Here is a 22076-nt window from a genome sequence, read left to right as displayed (position 1 = left end):
TCGGCCGATGCGCGGCACGGCGCGATCCCTAGGCTGAGAGGCGTGCTGCGAAACGACCTGCGAACCCTGTGGACCGAACCCCGACCGCCCGACGCGCCCACCCGGGTGTGGCGGGACTGGGCGCTGCTCGCCGTGGCCCTGGGCGGTGTGCTGCTGGAGGCCGGCCTGCGCGAGAACGTGGTGTGGCGGCCGGTGGCGGTGGTGTTCGCGGTATGGCTGTGCCTGCTGCCCCTGTGGCGCCGGACCCGGCCACTGGCGATGGTCACGCTGGCGTTCGGCTCGGTGATCCTGCTCCAGTCGGCCTCGCTGGTCGCCGCACCGAGCGAGCCCGTCGGCCTGGACACCGGCGCGATCGTGCTCGTGCTGGTGTATGCGCTGCCTCGGTGGGGGTCGGGACGGGAGATCGTGCTGGGCGGCGCGGTGATCATCACGGCCTTCGCGCTGTGTGCCGTCACGTACGAAACCCCGGCCGCCGAACAGGTCGGGGGCTTTGTCTTCCTGATGCTGCCCGGCTTGATCGGGGCTGCCGTGCGGTTCCTGGTGACCGCTCGCGAGCGGCAGTTGGAGCAGGTACGCTCCCGCGAGCGTGAGCAGCTCGCCCGGGAACTGCACGACACGGTGGCCCACCACGTTTCGGCCATGGTGATCAGCGCCCAGGCGGGCCGGGTGCTCGCGGGCACCGACCCGTCCGCCGCCGTCGAGGCGTTGGAGGGGGTCGAGGAGGAAGGGGCGCGCACGCTGGAGGAAATGCGAGCCATGGTCACCGCGCTGCGCCACCGCGGGGCCGGCGCCGAGTTGGCGCCGCCTGCCGGTGTCGCCGATCTGGAGCGCCTGGTGCGCACCCCGGGTGGTCGGCTCAGGGTCGACCTGGGGCTCGACGGCGAACTGGACACGCTGCCCCCGGCCGTGGACGCGGCCGTCTACCGCATCGTGCAGGAGTCGGTGACCAACGCCATGCGCCATGCGGTCGACGCGACCGAGGTCGTCGTCCGGGTCACCGCGGAACGGCACACGGTACGGGTGAGCGTGCGCGACAACGGGCACCGCACCGGCCGAGGCCGTGCCGGATACGGACTTGCCGGACTGCACGAGCGCGCCGCCCTGCTCGGCGGCGAACTACAAGCCGGCCCCGGCCCCGAACAGGGCTGGCATGTCGAGGCCGAGCTGCCGAGAGGGAGGACCGAGAACGGTGCCCATCCGCGTCCTCGTCGCTGACGACCAGACCATCATCCGCACCGGGCTGCGGATCATGCTGAACGCCCAGCCCGGCATCGAGGTGGTCGGCGAGGCCGCCGACGGAGGGGAAGCGGTCCGTCTGGCCCGCGAACTGCGCCCCGACGTCTGCCTGTTCGACATCCGCATGCCGGTGATCGACGGGCTCGAGGCCACCCGGCTGGTCGCCGGCCCGGGCGTCGCCGACCCACTGGCCGTGGTCGTCATCACCACTTTCGATCTCGACGAGTACGTCTACGGCGCGCTGCGTGCCGGCGCCCGCGGTTTCCTCCTCAAGGACACCGGACCGGACCTTCTGGCCCAGGCCGTACGGTCGGCGTCCGGCGGTGAGGCGCTCATCGCGCCCAGCGTCACCGTCCGTCTGCTCCAGGCATTCGCGGACCTGCCCGTCGGCCGGCCCGTGGCCCAGCCGATCTCCCCTGTCACCGCGCGCGAGGAGCAGGTGCTCCTCGCCGTCGCTCGCGGGCTGACCAACACCGAGATCGCCGACGCACTGCACATCAGCCTCAGCACGGTGAAGACGCATCTGGCCGGCCTGATGGCCAAACTCGGCGCCCGCAACCGGGTCGAGATCGCGATGTGGGCCTACGAAACGCGCCGTATCCTCCCCGGACCCTGAGCCGGGCGCCGGGCCACATCCCATGAGTCCCCGTCAGGAGCGGGTGAACGCCGGGCTGTTGCTGTCCGCGGGGACCGTCGCCAACGGCTCCGCCACCTCCGCGTGCGTCGGTCCGACCTCCGCCGCGAGCGCGTCCAACGCGGCCAGGTCGAAGCCGTACAGCGTCGCCGCGTTGCCGGCCAGGATCGCGCGCAGTTCCTCGGGCGACGCGTCGTGGAAGGAGCGACGCAACGACTCGCGCGTGTACGGGTAAGTCCCCTCGTCGTGCGGGTAGTCCGCGCCCCACATGTAGCGGTCCACGCCCAGTTCGTGCCGCGCCGCGGCCTCCGTCGGCGACGGGAAGCTCGCGCCCACCCAGCAGTTCCGGGCGAAGTACACGCTCGGCGGCTCGGGCAGCCGGTCCGCCTCGGTGTACTTGAGTTCGCCGATCCGCCCCGACGCCATCTGCGCGTGATAGGCGTCCAGTTGCCGCAGCAGCGGCGGGACCCAGGCGGCGCCCTGCTCGGTGATCGCGAACTTCAGCCGGGGAAAGCGCGCGAACGCCCCGGACAGCAGCATGTGGGTGAGCGGCCGACGGGAGAACAGCGTCGCCTCGGCGATCCACAGGAACGTCGCCGCCGGGTAGTCCCCGTAGTCCGGACTTCCGGAGCCGCCGTGGTTGACCACCGCCAACTCCAGGTCCTGGCACACCTCCCACAGCCGATCCCAGTCCGGCGCGTACAGCGGCAGGATCCCGGTCGCGTCCGGCGGGGTGGTCGGGATCAGGATGCCCGCGAGCCCGTTCTCCTTGGCCCACTTCGCCTCGGCCACCGCGTCGTCGACGTCGTTCAGGAACACCTGGGCAAGTCCCGCTCGGCGTACGGCATTCGCTCCGCCGCACCACTGGGCCAGCCAGCGGTTGTGCGCCCGGATCCCGGCCAGCCGGCGGGCATAGGAGTGCGCCGACGACGGTGGGCGCGCGAGCAGTTGGCCGGTCGGGAAGAACGGCGGCACCGTGTTCGGGAACACCACCTCGGCGACGATCCCGTCGGCGGCCAGTTCGGCGATCCGCCGCTCGTCGTCCCAGTTGCGGGTACGCCCGTCGCCCTGGAGGTCGCGGAACGGGTTGCGGTAGCGCCCCCGCCAGGCGTCGAACTCCTCATGCCACGCCGGGTCCAGGAACTCCCGGTAGACGTCCATGCCCGCGCCGGCATGCCCGTCCGCCGAGATGACGGTGTACCGCCCCGAACCGCCCGAACCGCCTGAACCGCCCGCACCGCCCGACCCGCCCATCACCGCTCCCCCAGCTTGAATACCCGCATCGCGTTCTCCCGCAGGAACTTCGCCCGCACCTCGGGCTTGAACGGCACGTCCGGCAACTCGCGGAAGATGCGCTCCAGGGACAACCCCATCGGGTAGTAGCCCGCGTACATCACCTTGTCCGCCCCACGCGTGTTCGCGTAGTCGACGATCGCCTTCGGGTAGTACTTCGGCGCGAACGCCGAGGTCATGTAGTACAGCCCCGGCCACTTGAGCATCAGCTTGACCGCCAGGTCCTCCCACGGCTCCGCGCCGTGCCGCATCACGATCCGCAGCTCGGGGAAGTCGTAGCAGACCTGGTCGAAGTGCATCACGTCCTGGCACGCGGACGGCACCCGCGGACCGGCGATGCCCGCGTTGGATACGATCGGCAGGTCCAGGTCGATACAGGTCTGGTAGATCGGGTAGTAGCGCCGATCGCTGACCGGCACCTGCGGATTGCAGCCCGCCGGGAACGTGGTCACCGCGACGATCCCGTGCTCCTCGTACGCCGCCCGGATCCGGCGCACCGCCTTGGTGATGTCGTTCGGGTCCACCTCCAGCGTCGGCCGGAACCGTTTCGGGTGCGCGGCGATCGCGCGCAGCGCGGTCTCGCTCAGCCCCACCAGGCCGATCTCGACGCCGCACGCGTCCATTTGACCGATCGTCACCTCGACCGGATCGGCTCCTTCGTCCAGCCGGTTCGGCACACCCTTGAACATGTACTCGGCGGGAAACTCCATCTCGCCGCTCTCCGCGTCACGCAGTTGCGGCTTCAGGAAGTCGTAGTGGCTCCTGGCCTGCGCACTCGGGAAGCCGATCATCGGATCGACCGCACCCAAGGCGCCGGCGGCCCCGGCTTCGGACATGGCGAACCCCCTGCCCATCAGTTGATTGACTCCATCAACTTAACAGCAGCAGGGGGCAACGGCCATAGGCAACGAGCGCGTGCGGCGCGGGCGTCAGCGGTTGGTCATCGCCTGCTTGATCAGGGTGCGACCGAAGTCCCACATCAGCCCCGTGCCCTTGTGCGCGTCGTCCATCACGTCCACGAAGCCCGCGACGAAGTGGTCCACGTCCTCCTGCCCGATCACATACGGCGGCAGCAGCTTGATCACGTCCATGTGGTCGCCCGCCACCTGGGTGAGCACCCGGTGCCGCTGGAACAGCGGTACCACCACCATCTGTGCGAACAACCCGTGCCGGGCCGCCTGGAGCGCCGTCCACCCGGCGCGCAACTTCAGCGAGCGCGGCTTGCCGAACTCCAGGCCGATCATCAGGCCGCGCCCGCGCACCTCCGCGAACAGCTCGTACTTGTCGATCAGCGGGGTCAGCGCCGCGGTGAACGCGTCGCCCATCCGCGCGCTGTTCCCGATCAGGTCCTCGTCGTCGAGCACCGCCAGCGTGGCCAGCCCCGCCGCCATCGCCTGATTGTTGCCGCCGAACGTGCAGTCGTGCACGAGCACCCGGTCCATCGTCGAATAGACCTTCTTGAACACCCAGTCACGGGTCAGCGTCGCGCCGATCGGCACATAGCCGCCCGACAACGCCTTCGCGACCGTGACGATGTCCGGCTCGACGCCGTCCTCCCACTGGTACGCGAAGAACCTGCCGGTGCGCCCCATCCCGGTCTGCACCTCGTCGGCGATCAGCAGCGCGCCGTGCTCGCGCAACAACTTCTGCGCGGCGGCCAGCCACCCCGGCGGCGGCGCGAGCACGCCCTTGCCCAGGATCGGCTCGATGATCAGCGCCGCGACGTCACCGCGCTTCAACTCCCGGGCCAGCGCGTCCAGATCGCCCAGCTTGATGCCCACGTCCGGCAGCAGCGGCTCGAAGCCCTTGCGGAACTCGGCCGCGCCGTTGACGGAGAGTGCGCCCGTGGTCAGGCCGTGGAAGGCGTGGTCGATGTAGACGATCCGGCGCCGCCCGGTGGCGAACCGGGCGAACTTCAGCGCCGCCTCGACCGCCTCGGTCCCGCTGTTGCAGAAGTACACCCGGTCCATCCCGGGCGCGCGGGCGAGCAGCCGGTCGGCCAGCGCGGCGGCCAGCGGCGGAGTGTGGAAGTGCACGATGTCCGGCAGGTCGAGCGCGATCACGTCCTGCATCGCCTTGCGCACCACGGGATGGTGCCGGCCCACCCCGTAGGTGCCGAACCCGGAGAGGAAGTCCAGGTACCGGTCGCCCTTGTCGTCGTACAGGTACGGCCCCTCGGCCCGGACGTACTTCCGGTCCATGCCGATCGTCCGCAGCACGCGCGGGAGTTGCGGGTTGAGGTGCTTCGCGTGCAGCTCGAAGCCGCGGTCCGCGTAGGCCTCGTACGTCTCACCCAGGTCGAACGTCATCGCCCGCCGTACCTCCTGACTTGGTTCGCTCGTCGTTGGCCCAGTCAAGCAGGGCCGGGGTGGCGTGGCGCAACGTGCGGAACGCCCGGAACCCGTCCACCGCCAGGCGGGGCCGGAGCAGTTCGCGCTCCGGGGTATCGGTGATCACCCGGATCACCCCGGCCGGCCGCTCCCCCGCCGCCGCCAGCAGCCACACCGACTCCATGTCGGCGGCCAGCACGCCCCGCTCGCGGAGCGTGCCCCGGGCCCGGCCCTTGACCAGTTTGTCCACCGTCTCGATCGGGCCGTGATGCAGCCTCAGCTTCGGCGAGACCCGGTGCATCCACTCCAACAACACGCCGGACGTGGGCAGTTCGACCACGGTCCCGTCCGGGCCGCGCACCTCTGAGGCCACCACCACGTCGCCCACCGCGACGCCGGGACCGACCCCCGCGCCGAATCCCACGACCGCCAACGTGCCGAACTCCTCGGCCGGCAGCGCGGACAGGGCCCGCGCGCGGGCACGGGCCTTGTCCGCTCCCATGCCCGCGCGCGCCACGCGCACGTTGAAGGCCCCCATCAGCCCCGCCTCGACCGCACGCATCTCGATCCGAAGTGGAGCGACCACCATCAAGGGCATGATCAGCCTGTCGTCCTGGCATAGCGGCCGAGCGCCATCACGGGGAAGACGAGCCGGTACATGTGGTACTTGATGTAGAAGTCGCCGGGGAAGCCGGTACCGGTGAACTGCGGCTCGTCCCACCCGCCCAGCTCGTTCTGATGCTCGGTCAGCCAGTCGATCCCGCGCTGCGCGACCTCGCCGAACTCGCCCGCCGCGTGCAGCGCGAGCAGCGCCCACGCGGTCTGCGACGCGGTCGACTCGCCGCGCCCGGACCAGGTCTCGGCCTCGTCGTAGCTGCGCAGATCCTCGCCCCAGCCGCCGTCCGGGTTCTGCCGGGCCTCCAGCCACGCCACCGCGCGCCGGATCGCCGCGTGCCGGGGGTCGACCCCCGCGGTCACCAGCGCCGGCACCACCGCGCCGGTGCCGTAGACGTAGTTCGCGCCCCAGCGGCCGAACCAGGAGCCGTCCGCCTCCTGATGCTCCATCAGCCACTTGACGCCGTCGGCGACATAGGAGCTGTAGCGGGCGCCGCCGTCGGCCAGCATCTCCACGATGTGCGCGGTCACGTCGGCCGAGGGCGGATCGGTGACCGCGCCGAAATCACTGAACGGCAACTTCAGCGGCAGGATGCTGACGTTGTCCGCGTCGAACGCGCCCCACCCGCCGTCCTTGCTGCGCATCCCGGCCGTCCACCGCTCGGCCCGGTCCAGGACCGCGGCCTTGCGCGCCCCGTCGGGGTGGTCGGTGTAGCGCAGGGCCATCACGATCTCGGCCGTGTCGTCGGTGTCCGGGTAGTAGTCGTTGGCGAACTCGAAGGCCCACCCGCCCGGTTCCAGATGCGGCCGGCGCACCGCCCAGTCGCCGACCTCGCGGATCTCCTCGTCCATCAGCCACCCGGCCGCCTTGACCACCCTCGGGTCGCCCGCCGGGACCCCCGCGTCCCGCAGGGCGACCAGGGTCAGGCCCGTGTCCCACACCGGCGACTGGCACGCCTCGAACCGGCGGCGCAGCTCGCCGTCCTCGTCGGTGTCCACGATGGTGAAGCCGTCCAGGCCCTTGATGCCCTGGGCCATCACGGGGTGGTTGAGCGGATACCCCATCAGCCGCAACGCGATCAGCGAGTAGACCCAGGGCGGTTGAATGCCACCCCAGCCGCCGTCGGCCTCCTGGCGGCGGATGATCCACTGCTCGGCCTTGCGCATCGCGGCCTGCCGGATCGGCTTGATCGGCCGCTTCCGGTACTGGTGCAGCCCGGCGTCCAGCGCCCGGAACACCCGCGACCACGGGTCGGATGCGGCGGCCTTGCCCACCACCGGCTTGGTCGGGCGCAGTTCGGCCAGGCCGAACGGCGCGGGCCGGACCGGGCGCATCGAGCTGACGATGGTCAGCGGCACGATGGTCTGCCGGGCCCAGCAGGCGAAGTCGTAGACGTTGAGCGGGAACCACTTGGGCAGATAGACGATCTCCGGTGGCAGCACCGGCAGTTCGTCCCACGACCACCAGCCGAAGAAGGCCAGCCAGAAGCGGGTGAACACCCGGGTCTCGGCCAGGCCGCCGCCGTCGCGGATGAACTCCGCCGCCGCGGCCATGTGCTTGGCGTCGGGGTCGTCGCCCGCCAACTTCAGCGCCACGTAGGCCTCGACCGTCACCGACAGGTCGGCGGGGCCGCCGAAGAAGGTCGACCAGGTGCCGTCGGCACGCTGGTTGGCCCGGATCCACCGGGCGCTCGCCGCGGTCTGTTCCTCGGTGCGGATGCCCAGGAACTCGCGGAAGAGCAGATCCTCGGCGTCCATCGTGACGTTGGTCTCGAGTTCCCCCTTCCACCAGCCCGCATCGTCCTGAAGCTCCATCAGATGAGCGACGGCCTTGTCGAGCGCGTCCCTGACCCGGTCATCACTGACATCGCCGATTCCCGGCTGGGCGGTCACTGTCATCTCTTCACAACTCCCGAGTGGTGGTGAAGGCCGCGAGAGAGGTCAGGTCCGTGTAGGTACCTTGCGGGACGTCCAGGGAGTCCAGGCAGGCCATGGCCTGCTCCAGGCGCCGAGCCGCCTCGGTCTCGGTGCGGGCACGTCCGCCCGCGTCCTCGACCAGGCGCGCGGCCAGGGCCAGTCCCTCCTCGTTGCGCGGTCCTTCGTCCGTGTAGATGCGCGCCAGCTCACGGCCGGCGGTCGTGTCGCTCGCGAGCGCGGCGACGACCGGCACGGACTTCTTGCGCCGGCGCAGGTCGTTCCAGGCGGGTTTGCCGGTCACCTCGGGTCGCCCCCAGATGCCCAGCAGGTCGTCCACCGCCTGGAAGGCGACGCCGAGGTGGTGCCCGAAGCCGTACAGCGCCTGCACGGTGCGCTCGTCGGCGCCCGCGAGGGCCGCCCCGATCGCCGACGCGCAGGCCAGCAGGGCCCCGGTCTTGTTGCCCGCCATGGTCAGGCACTCCTCGACGGTGACGTCGAGTCGGGCCTCGAAGGACAGGTCCTGGGACTGTCCGTCGATCAACCTGGCGGTCGCTTCGGTGAGCAGGCGGGCGGCGCGATCGCCGTCCGCCTCGTCGGCGTCCATCAGGACCTGTTCGGCCAACACGAGCAGTCCGTCGCCGGCCAGGACGGCGAGGCCGGGACCGAAGACCTTCCACGCGGTGGGCCGATGCCGACGTTCCTCGTCGCCGTCCATGAGGTCGTCGTGGATCAGCGAGAAGTTGTGCACGAGTTCGACCGCGACCGCACCCGGCACGCCCACGGCGGTCGGCGCGCCGACCGCCTCGGCGGACAGCAGCGCGAGGGCGGGGCGCAGCGCCTTGCCGCCGTTGCCCGGCAGTTCGCGGCCCGCCTCGTCGGCCCACCCCATGTGGTACGCGGCCACGCGGGCCAGGGGCGGTTCGAGTCGGGCGGTCGCGACCCGCAGCGCGGGGCGGCTCGCCTCGCGCGCGCGATCGAGCACGGCGGGGGCGATCGATGCGTCGGCGAGCGTCATAGCGGCGTCGTCCTCTCCGGAATGGCACGGGTGCGGCCGAGATGCGGGAGGGCCTCGCGGGCGGCGGAAAGGCCGCTGCGAACGGCGCCCTCCATCGTCGCGGGCCATCCGGTGGCGGTCCACGCCCCGGCCAGGGCGAGACCGGGGATCGCGGTCCGGGGGCCGGGACGAAGCCGGCCCGAACCGGGGGCGGGACGGAAGGTCGCGGATCGTTCCTTGGTGACCACGAACCGCTCCACCCGGGCCTGCCGGGCAGCGGGCAGCACGCGGGCCAGCTCCGGGACGAACCTATCCCGCAGCTGCGCGCTCGTCAGGTCGATTTCCCGACCCGCCGCGGACAACGACACCGCCACGTAGCGGCCCGGCGCCAGTCCGTGTCCGGCGCTGCGGTCGAACATCCACTGGACCGGGCTCCCGACGCTCGCGGTGAGCGGGACGTCCAGGACCGGGCGGTCGTAGACCACGTGCAGGTTCACGATCGGCGAGGTGCCGAGGCCGGTGAGCAGGTTCGGGTCGGCGAGCACGTCGTCGAGCAGCAGCGCGCCCGCGGGCAACAACCGGGCCGCGTCGTAGTGCGGCACGGCCAGCACCACCGCCTCGGCCTCGATCCGCTCGCCGCCCGCGTGCACGACGAAGCCGTCGGCGCCGGCGTCGAGCGCGTCGACCCGGGCCCGCAGCCGCACCCGGACCCCGGCCTTGGCGAGCGCGCGGGCGGAGGCGTCGCCGTGCAGTTCCTGGAGCGGGACCAGGCTCCACCCGATGTCCGCGCCGTCGTTGCGGTCGAGCACGCCGGTGCGGAAGACCTTGACCGCCATCGCGAGCGAGGCCTCGGTCGCGGGCAGGTTGAGCGTGGCGATGCCGATCAGGTCCCACATCGCCTCGCGTTCGCGGGCGGTGACGCCGAACCGGTCCAGCCACGCGGCGAAGGTGACCTCGTCCAGGGCGGGGTCGGCCGGGTCGAGCCGGCGCAGGGCGAGCGCGGCGAGGCCGACCCGGGCCCGGCCGGCCATGGTCAGCAGCGGGTAGCGGGCCAGCGCCGAGGACAGGTGCAGCGGGGCGGGCAGGCCGGAGCGGGCGAGCCGGGTCCGGGTGCCCCAGGGGGTGCGGACCGGGACATCCATCCGGGGCTGGAGGTAGACCTTGTCGGCGCTGCCGATGCGCTCCAGGAACGCGATGTATTCGGTACAGCAGCGCAGGAAGACGTGTTGCCCGTTGTCCAGCCACATGTCGTCGCGGCGCAGCGAGAACGTCGCCCCGCCCAGTCTGGGTCGGCCCTCCAGGAGGGTGACCTCGACGCCGGCGTCGGCGGCGGCGAGCGCGGCGGTGATGCCCGCCAGGCCGCCCCCGATCACCACCATGCGTGCGCTCATGCCTTGCTCCGTACCCACGTGATCAATCCCTGTACCGGCCCCTGCGACCGGTTTGTCCCACCGGCTCCGGGCCGGTCAACGCTCGACGTCTCACCGCCCGCGCGCGAGCAGCGAGCGGGCGCCGACCGGCAGTCCGGCCAGCGCGCGCGCGGCGATCTCGGCCTTCTCCCAGCCCGGGAGGGAGAGCCGACCTATCAGTACCTGGCCCGGCTCCTCGCGGATCCGGGTGAGCAGCCGGCGATAGATGCCCGCCATCGCCCCGGTGCTGGCCGCGCTGCGCCGGTCGAGCAGCGGGAGCAGGGTCAGACCCCGCTCGAAGAGCTGCTCGGCGCGCTCCGCCTCGAACCGGACCATGTCGTCGAACGCGCCGCTCTGGGTGAACCGACCGCCCCGGTGCCACGCGTCCTCCAGGCCGAACTTGGCCAGGTCCTCGCGGGGCAGGTAGACCCGGCCGTTGTCCTTGTCCTCCTTGATGTCGCGGAGGATGTTGGTGATCTGGAGCGCGATGCCCAGGGTGTCGGCCAGGTCGGGCGCGTGCAGCGAGTCGCGGGAGCCGAAGATGCCCAGCGAGAGCCGGCCCACCGTACCCGCGACGCAGCGGCAGTAGACCCGCAGCTCGTCGAAGGTCTCGTACTCGGTCTCGCGCACGTCCATCTCGACGCCGTCGATGAGTTCGTCGAGCGCGGACAGCGGGATCGGAAACCGGGTCGCGGCGTCGGCGAGCGCGACCGCGACCGGATCGCGGTCCGCGCTCAGATCCTTGAGCTGCTTGCGCATCCGGGCCAGCTCGGCGACCTTGTGGTCGGCGGGCAGGTCGCCGTCGCCGATGTCGTCGATCTCTCGCGCGAAGGCGTACACGGCACTGAGCGCGAGGCGCTTGGGCTCGGGCAGCAGCCTGATGCCGTAGTAGAAGTTGCGCGCCTGATTGCGGGTCAGGCGCTCGCAATACGCATACGAAGCGTCGACGTCCATGGTTCCCCTTTTACCTCTTTCGTACCAGTACGCCGGACAGCTCGCGCAGCAGGGCGGCCTTCCCGGGCTTGGCCCGGTGGGCCAGGACGTCGAAGCCGACGTCGCCGATCGCGGCCAGGGCCGCTCTTCCGCCGGCCACGAACCCGGCGATCGCGAGGCGCTCGCGCCCTCGCAGTGTCCCCGCGAGCGGTGCGCCGGTGCGCAGCAGCCGCGTCGCGCGGTGAGCCTCGTAGGCGATCAGCCGCCGCACCGAGGGCGTGGCGGCGGGCGCGGCGAGGTCGGCCTCGGTGACGCCGAACCGGTCCATGTCCTCCTGCGGGAGGTAGATCCGGTCACGGGCGAGGTCCTCCGCCACGTCCTGCAGGTGCTCGACGATCTGGAGCGCGGTGCAGATCTCGTCGGAGCGGGCGATGCGTTCCTCGGTGGCGCGGCCGAACACGTGCAGCACGATCCGGCCGACCGGATCGGCGGACAGCGCGCAGTACGCGACCAGGTCGTCGTAGGTCGCGTAGCGGCGGACCACCTGGTCCTGCCGGTTGGCCTCGATCAGACCCAGGAACGGCTCGATCGGCAGATCGAGTTCGCGCACGCTCGGTTGCAGCCGGCGCAGCACCTCCAGGCGCGGTTCGCCGGTGAAGACCCGGCGCAGGTCCTTCTCGAACGCGTCGAGCTGGGCGACCCGGTCCCCCTCGGCCTCGTCGCCGATGTCGTCGACCAAGCGGGCGAAGCCGTAGACGGCCAGCAGGTGTCGCCGGTGGTCGGGGCGCAGGATCCCCATCGCCACGGGAAAGTTCTCGTGGCCGGCCTGACGCATGACCACGTCCGGGTCGATGATCGCGGCGTCGATACCCGCCGTGTCGTCGTCACTCGCGCCGGGTGCGCGCTCGAGACCGCGGGAATCACTCCCCATATCTCTCCCTGGGCCCCCGAAAACTTCCCCAACATTACAGTTGGCCAGGAATTCGTGCCGTCCCGGTCGGTCTGACGGTTCAGCTTGCCCGATCGAAGTCGGATCGATCAAGCACCGAGAACACGCGTGTCATAGCTCACCCGGACTTTTCCTTCGCGAAACACTTTTGTTATCACCACGAACGTCCGGGGCACCCTCGACGATCCCCGTACCACTCAGGACGTCCGGCATGCCCCGGTGGTTTCCGGGCACCTGAGGAGGTTTCGTCACCCGATCCCCTCCTTGCGGAGTAGTGCGGAGTTCCGCCTTCCGCATGAGGAGTACGGCGATTATCCGTGCGCAATGGACCAAGCGGGGTCGATAAAGCGAGTACTCGGCGAAATGTTGATCAACTTTCCGGATTTGCGGAATACCCGGAGGATAGCGGTGCGCGCCGACACGCCGCCGTACACCGAATCGATACCCGAATGCGCGACTCCTCGGCGATCGGCCCCCACCCGGCCGACCGACGGTCCACACATCCGGGACTTTTGCCCCTGCGCGGGCGGCCGGCCCCGGGGCACGCTGGAGGCATGCCGCACGACACGAATCGATACGCGCGGGCCCTGCGCGAGCTCGCGCCCGAGGACGCGCTCGCCCTGATGGCCTCCGTGCCGATCGGGCGGGTCGTGTTCACCCTGGACGCGCTGCCCGCGATCCTGCCGGTGCGCTTCCGGCTCGACCGGGGCACGCTCGCCTTCCGCCTGGCCGCCGACCGGCGGGTACACGCGGCGCTGCACGACAGCGTGTGCGCGTTCGAGGCGGACGCCTGGGACGTGCGCGAGCACGACGGGTGGACCGTCACGGTCACCGGCCGGGTATCGCCGGTGGACGAGTCGCACGAGGGCGCCCGACTGGCCGAGATGTTGCCGCCCACGTGGGAGTCGGAGCACCCGCACCGGTTCTTCCGGATCGTGCCGGAGGTGGTCGCGGGGCGGCTGCTCCGGGCGGCGGGCCGGCCGGTTCCCGCCTGAGCCGCGCCGGGCCCTCTCGGAGCGGGTTCGGGCCGGCCCCGCTCCGGTCTCAGTGCGGGTGGTGGCAGGCGACCTCGACGTCGTCCAGGATCTCCCGCGCCGGCCGCCGCTCGGCGCACACCTCGGTCGCGAGCGCGCAGCGCGGATGGAACGCGCAGCCCGACGGCGGGTCGAGCGCCGACGGCACCTCGCCGATCGCGCCCGCGCCGAAGTCGGCCGCACTCGCCGGGCCGATGCGCTCGGGGTCGGGCACCGGCACGCTCGCGAGCAGCAGGCGCGGATACGGGTGGCGCGGCCGGGCCAGGACCGAGGCGGCCGGACCCAGCTCGACGATCCGTCCCAGGTACATCACCGCGGCCCGGTCGGCGAGCCGGCGGGCGATGTCGATCTCGTGGGTGATCACCACGATCGCCAGGTCCAATTCGGTGCGCAGCCGCAGCAGCAGGTCGACCACGGTCGCCTTGACACTCGCGTCCAGGCTCGCGGTGGGCTCGTCCAGGACCAGCACGCGCGGGCGCACGAGCAGCGCGCGGGCCAGCACCAGGCGGGCCAGTTCGCCGCCGCTCAGCTCGCCCGGAAGGCGGTCCAGGTGTTCCGTCGACAGGCCGACACGCTCCACCATCTCGGCCACCAGCGCGTCCCGTTCGGCGCGGCCGGCGCCCAGGCCGTGCACCCGCAGCGGCTGGTCGAGGGCGTGCCGCAGGGTGCGGCGGCGGTTGAACGCTGCCCTCGGGTTCTGCGTGACGAACTGGATCAGCCGTTGGTCGGCCGGGGTTCGGGCGCCGGTCAGCTCGCGGCCGGCCAGTGCGACGGTGCCCGAGGTCGCGGTGTCCAGACCCGCGAGCACCCGGGCGACGGTGGTCTTGCCGCACCCGGATTCGCCGACCACGGCCAACACCTCACCGGCCGCGACCTCGAACGAGACGTCCTCGACGGCGTGCACCACGCGCGGCGCGGTCCGCCGGCCGAACGGTCGCGGCAGGGTGAACCGACGGGTCAGCCCCTGTACGTCGAGCAGCGCGGTCATGCCCCGACCCGCTCACTCGCGAGGTGGCAGCGCACCATGCCCGCCCCGTGTGCGGTGGGCTCGGGCATGCGCTCCCGGCACACCCCCAGCACCTGGGGGCAGCGCGGCGCGAACGGGCAGCCCGGCAGCAGGTTCGCCCCCTCCGCGGTGCCCTCGATCGCGCGCAGCGGCCGATCCGCCGGCGTGGTCGCGGGCATCGCGGCGAGCAGCGCCCGGGTGTAGGGGTGTCGCGGCGCGGCGAACAACTCCCGCACGGGGGCGGTCTCGACCAGTCGGCCGCCGTACATCACCCCGACCCGGTCGCAGATCGTGGACACCACCGCGAGGTCGTGCGAGACGTAGATCAGGGCCAGTCCGAGCTTGTCGCGCAGAGTCAGCAGCAGCCGCAACACCTGGGCCTGCACGGTCGCGTCCAGTGTGGTGGTGGGCTCGTCGGCGAGCAGCAGCGCGGGTTCGTGCGCAAGCGCGGCGATGGCGATCACCACCCGCTGGATTTGCCCGCCGGAGAAACCGCCGGGCAGGTCGCGCGGGCGGTCCAGGACCGGGCCCAGGCCGATGCCGGTCAGCGTCTCGCGGACCTCGACGTCGTCCAGCCGATCGCCCAGGTACCAGCGCAGTTGGCGCACGACGGGGGTGGTCGGCGCCAGCGAGGTCATCGGTTGTTGCGGTACGAACGCGAGCCGCCGGCCGCGCACTCGGCGCAGGTCGCGCTCGCGCAGCGCGGCCAGGTCGGTGCCCTCGAACTCGATGGCGTCGGCGCGGCGGTGCGCGCCGGCCGGCAGCAGGCCCGTCAGCGCGGTGCACACGCTGCTCTTGCCGCTGCCCGACTCGCCGACCAGGCCCAGGATCTCGCCCGGCGCGACATCGAAGGAGACCCCGCGCACCGCGGGCACCGGACCGGGATAGGTGACGTCGAGGTCGCGCACCCGCAGCAGCGGCGCGGCACTCGCGGTGGTGTCCGCCATCACACGAACCGCAGGTGGTGCGGGTCGAGCCGGCTGATCCGCAACATCGTGGGGTCGAGCGGGGACAACTCGGCGCGCTGGGCCAGCGCGAGCTTGGGGTAGACCGGCGGGGTGATCACCGCGTCCTCGGCGAGCAGCCGGTCCACCCGGGACAGCGCGGCCACCCGCTCGGCGTCGTTCGAGGTCTGCCAGACGGTGTCGATCAGCCGGTCCACCTCGGGATTGGCGTAGCCGCAGGAGAGCACGTTGGTGGACCCGGCGGGAGCGAGTGTGAGGTAGTTCGCCGGGCCGGAGGTGAACCCGGAGGAGAAGGTGTTCATCAGCATGTCGTAGTCGCGCGAGAGCCACTTGTTCGACCAGGGACCGCCGGCCAACTGCTCGATGGTCACGTCGAGTCCGACCTGCTTCCAGCCGGCGACCAGGACCTGGGCCACATCGCGGATGCCCTGGTTGGTACCGATGGTCACGGTGAACGAGCGCTTGCCGGTCTTGGCCCGGGCCAGCAGGTCGCGGGCGCGAGCGAGGTCGGGCGCGGGCGCGAACGGGGCGAACCCGGCGTCCCAGCCGAGTTCGGCGGGCCCGATCGGGCCCTGTCCGATGGTGCCCTCGCCGCCGTACACCCGCTGCAACACGCCCTGGCGGTCCATCGACAGCGCGACCGCCTTGCGGAAGTCCGGGTCGCTGAACGGCTCCTTGCGCATCATCACGTAGCTGAGCACGTCCAGCGGCGCCTCGGTGAGCACCAGCGCGAGCGAGCGGTCCTTGCGGATGGTGTCGAAGGTGGCGAAGGACGGTGCGGTGATCAGGTCGACCTTGCCCTGACGCAGGCTCAGCACGCGCGTGTTGGCGTCGGTGAAGACGGTGTACTGCATGCCGGCGAACGCGGGCGCGGAGCCGGCCGGGTACTGGCCGCCGTGGTAGCGGTCGAAGCGGGAGAGGGTGAAGCTCTGGCCGGCCACGAAGGTGTCGAGCCGGTACGGCCCGGTGCCCATCATGGTGTCCTTGCGGGCCACGAAGTCCCGGTGGGTGATCGGCAGGTTGGTCAGATGCGAGCGCAGCAGGCCGTACGGCTTGCTCAGCACGATCCGCACGGTGTGCTCGTCGACCTTCTCGAACCGGGACAGGTAGCCGAGCATGTAGGTGATCCACTCGCTGCCGGCCGACAGGTCGAGCATGTGCGCGAGGGTGGCCACCACATCGTCCGCGGCGAACGGCGTGCCGTTGTGCCAGAGCACGCCCTGGCGCAGCCGGATGGTCCAGGCCAGCCCGTCGTCGCTGATCTGCGGTTCGCCGTCGGCGAGCAGCGGCACCGAGGCGAGGGTGTTGTCGTAGCGGTACAGGCTCTCCATGATCGGCTCGGCGATCCAGCGGGTGATCTCCGAGCCGGAGTCGAGCGGATTGAGGCTGCTGGGCGCGGAGGCGACGCCGATCCGCAGGATGCCGTCCTTGTGCCGATCGGCCACCCGCTTGGTGCCCGAGGAGCCGGAGCACGCGGTGAGCACGCCGGTGCCGCCGGCCGCCGCGAGCGCCGCGAGGCCGAGAAAGCCTCGACGGTTCAGGCCGACTCTGCGCACCGGGGTCACTGGGTCTCCTTGGGGGTCGGGGTCGGGGTGGAGCCGTGTCGTTGGCGCGGGACGCGAGGGGCGCTCGGGGCCGGTCGCGCGCGGCGGCCCGGCCGGCCGCCGACCGTGTCGCCGAGCAGGTTGAAGCCCAGGATGCCGAGCACCAGGACCGTGCCGGGCAGCGTGGCGTACCACCAGTCGCCGCCGATGATCTGCCCGCCCGCGTCGGCGATCAGATTGCCCAGGGTGGCATGCGGCGGGGCCACGCCCAGACCCAGGAAGCTCAGACCCCCCTCGGCGAAGACCGCGATGGCCATCGCCAGACAGGCCTGGCCGAGCACCGGCGGCCAGACGTTGACCAGCACCTCGCGGAAGAGGATCTCCCGCTCCGGCACCCCCAGGCCGCGCAGGTTGGCCACGTAGTCCTCCTGCATCTCCACCACGGTCGCGGCGCGCGCGACCCGGGCGAAGTAGGGCACGAAGCCGAGGCCGATGGCGAACGCGACCCGGGCCCCGTTGCCCACGGTGAGCGGCCCGAAGTGCATGTCGGCCGTGCCCATCAGACCGATCAGGAACATCACGAAGACGAACTGCGGCAGCGCCTGGAGGGTTTCCACCGCGCGCATCAGCAGCCCGTCGAGCCGCCCGCCGTGCCGACGCCCGGCCAGCACGCCCAGCGGCACCCCGACCACGATCGCGAAGCCGATCGAGGACAGGCAGATCAGCAGCGAGGTCCAGGCGCCCTCGGCGGTCCGGGCCAGCAGGTCGCGGCCCAGGTGGTCGGTGCCGAACGGGTGCCCGAGCGAGGGCGCCTCGGGTCCGGCGGCGACCAGCGCGGCGGGATCGCCCTGCAACCGGCCGACGGTGGCGACCAGGAGATAGAGCAGTACGCAGACCACGCCGACCCACCCGGCCGCGCCGAGGTGCGGCAACCGCGTCCGGGCCCTCACGCGGCCCGCCCCGCGAGGTCGTCGGTCAAGCCCGCGGCGGTACGCGGGTCGACGAGCGGATAGAGCAGGTCGACCACCAGGTTCAGGAGCAGGAAGATCGCCGAGGTCGCGACACACGCGCCGAGCGCGAGCGGATAGTCCTGCCGCTGGAAGGCGGTGACCATCAGCTGGCCGATTCCGGGGATCTGGAACACGTTCTCGATCAGCACGGTGCCCGAGAGCAGGCCGCCGATCAGTACGCCGGCCACGGTCAGCGTCGGCAACAGCGCCCCGCGCAGCGCCACCCGGCGCAGCGTGAGCAGCCGCGAGCCGCCCATCGCGCGGGCGAACATCGCGTGGTCGGAGGCCATCGCGTCGGCGAGGCCGCCGCGCAGCGAGCGGGTGAGCATCGCGAAGGTGGCCAGGCCGAGCACGATCGCGGGCAGCACGAGCACCCGGAGGTTGGCCGCGGGATCCTCGCCGAAGGTGACGAAGCCGCCGGCGTTGGGCAGCAGATCGGGATGGCTGTCGCCGACCACCACCAGGGCGACCACGGCGAGCCAGTAGCCGGGCAGGGACATCGCGAGCACGGTCAGCACGCGGGTGCCGTGGTCGACGACCCCGCCGCGGCGCAGCACCGACCACGCGCCCAGGACGACGGCCGGGATCACCGCGAACACCGAGGCGATCAGCCCCAGTTCGAGCGATACGGGCAGCGCCCGGCCGACCTGGTCGGCGACCGAGGTGCCGTCGTAGAGCGAGGTGCCGAGGTCGCCGCGCAGCGCGTCGCCGACGTAGTCGAGGTATTGGGTCACCAGCGGTCGGTCCAGACCCATCCGGTGCTCGACCGCGGCCCGGGCCACGGGATCGGCGGCGACCTGCGGCGCGAGTTGGTTGACCGGACTGACCGGGGAGGCGTGCAGCAGCAGGAACAGGCCGGTCAGGACGGCGAACATCACCACCACGACGCCCAGGACGCGCCGTGCCAGGTAGTTCGTCATTGCTCCCCCTGCCGATCCGATGCGCCATCCATTGTCGGACGGCGCATCGGACGGTGGGCCCCCGGGTCGTGCGGTGAGTCCGAAGCGGCGGGTTCGGGACGGTGCCGGCGGCGGTCCGCCGGCCGGTCGTGCCGAGGGCCGCGTTCGGGTCAGGCGGCCTTGCGGTAGCGGTCCAGGTCCTGGCCCAGCTCGCGCAGTACGGCGCTGTTGATGTCGTACGCGAACAGCACCTCCTGGATCACCAGCTCCTGCTCGGCCTCGTCCCACGGGGCGTCGTTCATCGCCGCGCGGTACGCGTCCTTCCACACGGTCAGGTCGCCCAGCCCGTCGAAGACGTAGAAGTCGCTGCCCCGCGTGCCGGGCAGGTCGTAGTGCTTGCGCATCTGCTTGGCGATGAACTGGCCGCCGGACATGTCGCCGAGGTAGCGGGTGTAGTGGTGGGCGACGAAGCCGCCGGCCCAGTCGTAGCACTTCTCCCGCATCCGGTCGGTGTAGCGCCGGGTGGCCTCGTTGGCGGGCCAGCGCTCCTGCCAGCCCTCACCGGCCAGGAAGAGCATGTCGGCCTCCAGGATCGCCCGGCGGTCGAGGCGCGCGTCCGCGAACGGGGCGCCGATCGGGTGCTCGCGCATGGTGTCCGCGGCGTCGTCGAGCACCGCGTACGCCCAGTAGTGCTGGGCCACCATCGCGGTGTAGGCGTCGCGGGTCAGTTCGCCCTTCATCAGGGCCTCCAGGAAGCCCGAGCCCTCGGCCTCCTGGTGGAAGGCCCACGAGCGCTTGCGCAGCGTCTCGGCGAAGGTCGGGGTGGCACCGGCGGTTTCGGCGGTCTCGGTCGTGGTCATGAGGTTTCCCCTAGGTGCGACAAGATCTACCGGACACGCACGAATGGGTGCGTACGGTGCGAACTGTGGAGGATCGGGCGCCTTTGCCCGTGCTGAGTCGGCGCTTCGGCCATGGCGAAGCCCATGACAAAGCATCTGCGGGGAATCGGTTCTTCGCCCGTTTCCGCCGGCCCCCGCAGTCTGTGCGGCGCCGTACGGTGCCGTCAATAAGTTACCGACAACTTGTCGGCACGTTGTCGGTGGGGTCACGTTCGGCGGGCCGGCGGGCCGGGAGAAACCCGGAGGCGACCCGAAAGCGACCCGAGGGCGACCCGAGGGCGACCCGGGAGGAACATGGCAACGGGCCTACAGGGCCCGTCGGAACGCGTCTCGGAAGCGTCTCGGAACCACCCCCGAACCTTCCGGCGACTCGACCCGTCTTAGGATAGCCTCACCTCCAATCATTCCGTACGCAAGCGTACGGTCGACCCAGGGGAAACAACGTGAGCCCAGCCCGCACCGGACGCCTCGGCGGCGCCGTCGCCGCCACCGCGACCCTCCTCCTCGCCTGGCTGGTTCTCGGCCTCGCGGGCCCGGCGCACGCGACCGGCACGCCGGCGGCGGGCAAGGCCACGCTGAGCGCGGCCAAGACCACCGGCCTGAACCCGGCGGGCGACGTGGTCAAGCTGGTCGGCAAGGGCTTCACGCCGGGCGTACGGCTGTTCATCCTCCCGTGCGATCCCGCCCAGGGCGCGGGCCGCGCGTGCGACATGGGCTCGTTCGCCGGCCCCACCGAGGCGGACGCGACCGGCTCGTTCAGCACCGACGTCAAGGTGGCCGCCAAGTTCGGCGCGGTCGACTGCCTGAAGACGCGATGCGCGATCGCCACCTCGAACTCGGCCAACGGCAAGGACCGGACCCAGGAGGTCTACCTGCCGATCGGCTTCGAGGGCGAGGTCGCGGGCCTGCCGGCCACGCCGGGTCCGGCCACCGCCGCTCCGCAGGCCGGCGCCCCGGGTGCGGGCGGCGCGGCGCAGCCCCCGGCCTCCGCCGGTGCGCCGGCCGCGACCGCCTCCACCCCGGCGAAGTCCTCGGCCGCGGACAAGGACGACGATGACGACGACGGCAACACCGGCCTGATCGTCGGCGTGGTCGCCGGGGTCGTGGTCGTCCTGGTCGTCGCCGGTGTCGTGGTCAAGCGCCGCCGCCCGAGCGCCTGATCCGCCGGCCCCGCTCCCGTACCTCCCCTGCCCGCCTCACCAGCCAGTCTTCGTTCGGAGTCCACATGCGCAAGTCCCGTACGGCCGCGGCCGTCGCCGCGACCGCGATCGCCGGCCTCGGCCTCACCGCGTTCGCGAGTGCTCCGGCCTCGGCCGCCGACGCGCCGACGATCACCCTGTCCAAGTCGACCGGCCTGGCCGCCGGCGGCGAGGAGATCACCGTCACCGGCAAGGGCTACAAGCCGGGCAAGGGCGTGTACGTCGCGCAGACCGTGGCCAAGCCGGCCGGCGGCGTGCCGACCCAGTACGGCAACGCGGGCTACGTCCCGCAGGTCGGCCCGGACGGCACGTTCACGGTCAAGCTCAAGCCCACGCAGAGCTTCGAGGGCAAGGACAAGGCGAAGGTCGACTGCGCCACCACGGCGTGCTTCGTGGCCACCTTCAACGACCACACCGACCTCGCCAACCGCGACCAGGACGTGTGGCTCCCGGTGTCCTTCGCCGGCGCGGCCGGGACGCCCGCCGACAAGGCCCCGACCGGCACCGCGCCGCAGACCGGCACCACCAACGAGGCCGGTCAGCCGCAACTGCCGAAGACGGGCGCGTCGAGCACGCAGCTCGGCTACGTGGGTGCGGGCATGCTGGTGCTCGGCGTGGGCTCGGTGCTCGCGTCGCGTCGGCGCCGCGACTCCGTGTCCGGCTGACCACTCCCCCATCCGTACCCCCACCGCATCCCCCACCGCCGACCGCCGGAGGCGACCCGCATGAGCGAGGCGACCGTCAACCCGTTCGGAGCGGACGCGATCACCGCCGTCTGCAAGCACATGAACGACGACCACCCCGACGACTGCCTGCTGATCGCTCGCGGTCTGGGCGGCCGGCCGGAGGCCACCTCGGCGACGATGACCGGCCTGGACGGCGACGCGGCCTACTACTCGGCGATCGTGGCGGGCGCGCCGGTCGAGGTCCGGGTGCCGTGGAGCCGGTCGATCACCGAGCGCCGGGACGTCCGGATCGAGGTCGTCGCGCAGTACAACGCGGCGTGCGAGGCATTGGGCCTGCCGCCCCGGGGTGAGGGCGAGCACTGAGCGCGCGAGCGGGGAACCGGCGGGCGAAGCGGCCCGACCACCTGTAGGACGGGGTAACGAGCGCCACGCCGACGGTCCGGGAGGAAGGTCTCCCGGACCGTCGGCGTTGTGGTGTCCGGGGCGCGGGGAGCCTGGAACGCGCCCGGCCGCGGCCGTAAATA

21 protein-coding genes are annotated in these 22076 nt (G+C 71.9%); 6 read left to right on the top strand and 15 right to left on the bottom strand.

What is annotated here, in order from left to right:
• The first annotated feature begins 42 nt into the window (after nucleotides 1-42).
• Nucleotides 43-1215: a sensor histidine kinase gene (locus ACMXN5_RS25225; RefSeq protein ID WP_439677109.1), complete on the top strand. Its 1173-nt coding sequence runs from the start codon at nucleotides 43-45 to the stop codon at nucleotides 1213-1215.
• Nucleotides 1190-1852 carry a response regulator gene (locus tag ACMXN5_RS25220; protein ID WP_439677108.1) on the top strand — a complete coding sequence of 221 codons (663 nt, stop codon included), beginning with the start codon at nucleotides 1190-1192 and terminating at the stop codon, nucleotides 1850-1852. Before ACMXN5_RS25225 ends, ACMXN5_RS25220 begins: the two co-directional genes overlap by 26 nt.
• A 33-nt stretch (nucleotides 1853-1885) precedes the next feature.
• On the opposite strand, the gene ACMXN5_RS25215 is transcribed toward ACMXN5_RS25220, so the two are convergent.
• The 9 genes from ACMXN5_RS25215 to hpnC all read right to left on the bottom strand — a co-directional run bounded on the left by ACMXN5_RS25215 (nucleotide 1886) and on the right by hpnC (nucleotide 12292).
• Nucleotides 1886-3124, bottom strand: a complete 1239-nt coding sequence (locus tag ACMXN5_RS25215) for an amidohydrolase family protein (RefSeq protein WP_439677107.1) — start codon at nucleotides 3122-3124, stop codon at nucleotides 1886-1888.
• Nucleotides 3124-3999, bottom strand: a complete 876-nt coding sequence (locus tag ACMXN5_RS25210) for an amidohydrolase family protein (protein ID WP_439677106.1) — start codon at nucleotides 3997-3999, stop codon at nucleotides 3124-3126. The genes ACMXN5_RS25215 and ACMXN5_RS25210 overlap by 1 nt, the downstream gene beginning before the upstream one ends.
• Nucleotides 4000-4092: 93 nt before the next feature.
• Nucleotides 4093-5472 carry an aspartate aminotransferase family protein gene (locus ACMXN5_RS25205; RefSeq protein WP_439677105.1) on the bottom strand — a complete coding sequence of 460 codons (1380 nt, stop codon included), beginning with the start codon at nucleotides 5470-5472 and terminating at the stop codon, nucleotides 4093-4095.
• Nucleotides 5453-6082 (bottom strand): phosphorylase family protein, encoded by a 630-nt coding sequence (locus ACMXN5_RS25200; RefSeq protein WP_439677104.1) that lies wholly within the window; start codon nucleotides 6080-6082, stop codon nucleotides 5453-5455. Before ACMXN5_RS25200 ends, ACMXN5_RS25205 begins: the two co-directional genes overlap by 20 nt.
• An 11-nt stretch (nucleotides 6083-6093) precedes the next feature.
• Nucleotides 6094-8007, bottom strand: a complete 1914-nt coding sequence (gene shc, locus ACMXN5_RS25195) for a squalene--hopene cyclase (protein ID WP_439677103.1) — start codon at nucleotides 8005-8007, stop codon at nucleotides 6094-6096.
• Between the two features lie 4 nt (nucleotides 8008-8011).
• Nucleotides 8012-9040, bottom strand: coding sequence for a polyprenyl synthetase family protein (locus ACMXN5_RS25190; protein WP_380042064.1), 1029 nt, complete (start codon nucleotides 9038-9040; stop codon nucleotides 8012-8014).
• Complete coding sequence (gene hpnE, locus ACMXN5_RS25185; protein WP_439677102.1) at nucleotides 9037-10410, bottom strand: hydroxysqualene dehydroxylase HpnE; 1374 nt, start codon at nucleotides 10408-10410, stop codon at nucleotides 9037-9039. Before hpnE ends, ACMXN5_RS25190 begins: the two co-directional genes overlap by 4 nt.
• A gap of 90 nt (nucleotides 10411-10500) precedes the next feature.
• A complete protein-coding gene (gene hpnD / locus ACMXN5_RS25180) occupies nucleotides 10501-11382 on the bottom strand; it encodes a presqualene diphosphate synthase HpnD (protein WP_395791374.1) in 882 nt (293 codons plus the stop codon).
• Nucleotides 11383-11392: 10 nt separating this feature from the next.
• On the bottom strand, nucleotides 11393-12292 hold the full coding sequence (gene hpnC, locus ACMXN5_RS25175; protein ID WP_439677101.1) for a squalene synthase HpnC: 900 nt from the start codon (nucleotides 12290-12292) through the stop codon (nucleotides 11393-11395).
• Between the two features lie 572 nt (nucleotides 12293-12864).
• Between hpnC and ACMXN5_RS25170 the strand changes: the two genes are divergently transcribed.
• Nucleotides 12865-13305 carry a pyridoxamine 5'-phosphate oxidase family protein gene (locus ACMXN5_RS25170; protein ID WP_439677100.1) on the top strand — a complete coding sequence of 147 codons (441 nt, stop codon included), beginning with the start codon at nucleotides 12865-12867 and terminating at the stop codon, nucleotides 13303-13305.
• Nucleotides 13306-13354: 49 nt separating this feature from the next.
• Here ACMXN5_RS25170 and ACMXN5_RS25165 read toward each other — a convergent pair whose 3' ends face one another.
• The 6 genes from ACMXN5_RS25165 to ACMXN5_RS25140 form a co-directional block, all read right to left on the bottom strand.
• On the bottom strand, nucleotides 13355-14332 hold the full coding sequence (locus ACMXN5_RS25165) for an oligopeptide/dipeptide ABC transporter ATP-binding protein (protein WP_439677099.1): 978 nt from the start codon (nucleotides 14330-14332) through the stop codon (nucleotides 13355-13357).
• Entirely contained in the window at nucleotides 14329-15297 is a 969-nt protein-coding gene (locus ACMXN5_RS25160; protein ID WP_439677098.1) for an ABC transporter ATP-binding protein, read from the bottom strand. The genes ACMXN5_RS25165 and ACMXN5_RS25160 overlap by 4 nt, the downstream gene beginning before the upstream one ends.
• Nucleotides 15297-16880 carry an ABC transporter substrate-binding protein gene (locus ACMXN5_RS25155; protein ID WP_439677097.1) on the bottom strand — a complete coding sequence of 528 codons (1584 nt, stop codon included), beginning with the start codon at nucleotides 16878-16880 and terminating at the stop codon, nucleotides 15297-15299. The genes ACMXN5_RS25160 and ACMXN5_RS25155 overlap by 1 nt, the downstream gene beginning before the upstream one ends.
• On the bottom strand, nucleotides 16877-17809 hold the full coding sequence (locus tag ACMXN5_RS25150) for an ABC transporter permease (protein ID WP_439677096.1): 933 nt from the start codon (nucleotides 17807-17809) through the stop codon (nucleotides 16877-16879). The genes ACMXN5_RS25155 and ACMXN5_RS25150 overlap by 4 nt, the downstream gene beginning before the upstream one ends.
• Entirely contained in the window at nucleotides 17806-18789 is a 984-nt protein-coding gene (locus ACMXN5_RS25145) for an ABC transporter permease (protein ID WP_439677095.1), read from the bottom strand. The genes ACMXN5_RS25150 and ACMXN5_RS25145 overlap by 4 nt, the downstream gene beginning before the upstream one ends.
• 149 nt (nucleotides 18790-18938) lie before the next feature.
• Complete coding sequence (locus tag ACMXN5_RS25140) at nucleotides 18939-19628, bottom strand: heme oxygenase (biliverdin-producing) (protein ID WP_395791358.1); 690 nt, start codon at nucleotides 19626-19628, stop codon at nucleotides 18939-18941.
• Nucleotides 19629-20110: 482 nt separating this feature from the next.
• Between ACMXN5_RS25140 and ACMXN5_RS25135 the strand changes: the two genes are divergently transcribed.
• From ACMXN5_RS25135 to ACMXN5_RS25125, 3 genes are all read left to right on the top strand, one after another.
• Nucleotides 20111-20827, top strand: coding sequence for a neocarzinostatin apoprotein domain-containing protein (locus ACMXN5_RS25135; RefSeq protein ID WP_439677094.1), 717 nt, complete (start codon nucleotides 20111-20113; stop codon nucleotides 20825-20827).
• Nucleotides 20828-20892: 65 nt separating this feature from the next.
• On the top strand, nucleotides 20893-21531 hold the full coding sequence (locus ACMXN5_RS25130) for a neocarzinostatin apoprotein domain-containing protein (RefSeq protein ID WP_439677093.1): 639 nt from the start codon (nucleotides 20893-20895) through the stop codon (nucleotides 21529-21531).
• 60 nt (nucleotides 21532-21591) lie between these two features.
• Nucleotides 21592-21915, top strand: coding sequence for a DUF2470 domain-containing protein (locus ACMXN5_RS25125; RefSeq protein WP_379996529.1), 324 nt, complete (start codon nucleotides 21592-21594; stop codon nucleotides 21913-21915).
• Nucleotides 21916-22076 lie beyond the last annotated feature (161 nt).

Origin of the sequence: Embleya australiensis, assembly GCF_051903075.1 — a bacterium.
In the GTDB taxonomy this organism is placed as follows: domain Bacteria; phylum Actinomycetota; class Actinomycetes; order Streptomycetales; family Streptomycetaceae; genus Embleya.
Note: the sequence above shows the minus strand (reverse complement) of the source record. Positions and strands in the feature narration are given on the sequence as shown.

Bases quoted from the DNA above. Each gene is read 5' to 3' on its own strand.
- ACMXN5_RS25160 (WP_439677098.1), bottom strand. From the start codon at position 15,297: ATGGCGGACACCACCGCGAGTGCCGCGCCGCTGCTGCGGGTGCGCGAC.
- hpnD (WP_395791374.1), bottom strand. From the start codon at position 11,382: ATGGACGTCGACGCTTCGTATGCGTATTGCGAGCGCCTGACCCGCAAT.
- hpnC (WP_439677101.1), bottom strand. From the start codon at position 12,292: ATGGGGAGTGATTCCCGCGGTCTCGAGCGCGCACCCGGCGCGAGTGAC.
- ACMXN5_RS25205 (WP_439677105.1), bottom strand. From the start codon at position 5,472: ATGACGTTCGACCTGGGTGAGACGTACGAGGCCTACGCGGACCGCGGC.
- ACMXN5_RS25165 (WP_439677099.1), bottom strand. From the start codon at position 14,332: ATGACCGCGCTGCTCGACGTACAGGGGCTGACCCGTCGGTTCACCCTG.
- shc (WP_439677103.1), bottom strand. From the start codon at position 8,007: ATGACAGTGACCGCCCAGCCGGGAATCGGCGATGTCAGTGATGACCGG.
- ACMXN5_RS25140 (WP_395791358.1), bottom strand. From the start codon at position 19,628: ATGACCACGACCGAGACCGCCGAAACCGCCGGTGCCACCCCGACCTTC.
- ACMXN5_RS25145 (WP_439677095.1), bottom strand. From the start codon at position 18,789: ATGACGAACTACCTGGCACGGCGCGTCCTGGGCGTCGTGGTGGTGATG.
- ACMXN5_RS25190 (WP_380042064.1), bottom strand. From the start codon at position 9,040: ATGACGCTCGCCGACGCATCGATCGCCCCCGCCGTGCTCGATCGCGCG.
- hpnE (WP_439677102.1), bottom strand. From the start codon at position 10,410: ATGAGCGCACGCATGGTGGTGATCGGGGGCGGCCTGGCGGGCATCACC.
- ACMXN5_RS25200 (WP_439677104.1), bottom strand. From the start codon at position 6,082: ATGGTGGTCGCTCCACTTCGGATCGAGATGCGTGCGGTCGAGGCGGGG.
- ACMXN5_RS25130 (WP_439677093.1), top strand. From the start codon at position 20,893: ATGCGCAAGTCCCGTACGGCCGCGGCCGTCGCCGCGACCGCGATCGCC.
- ACMXN5_RS25125 (WP_379996529.1), top strand. From the start codon at position 21,592: ATGAGCGAGGCGACCGTCAACCCGTTCGGAGCGGACGCGATCACCGCC.
- ACMXN5_RS25170 (WP_439677100.1), top strand. From the start codon at position 12,865: ATGCCGCACGACACGAATCGATACGCGCGGGCCCTGCGCGAGCTCGCG.
- ACMXN5_RS25215 (WP_439677107.1), bottom strand. From the start codon at position 3,124: ATGGGCGGGTCGGGCGGTGCGGGCGGTTCAGGCGGTTCGGGCGGTTCG.
- ACMXN5_RS25210 (WP_439677106.1), bottom strand. From the start codon at position 3,999: ATGTCCGAAGCCGGGGCCGCCGGCGCCTTGGGTGCGGTCGATCCGATG.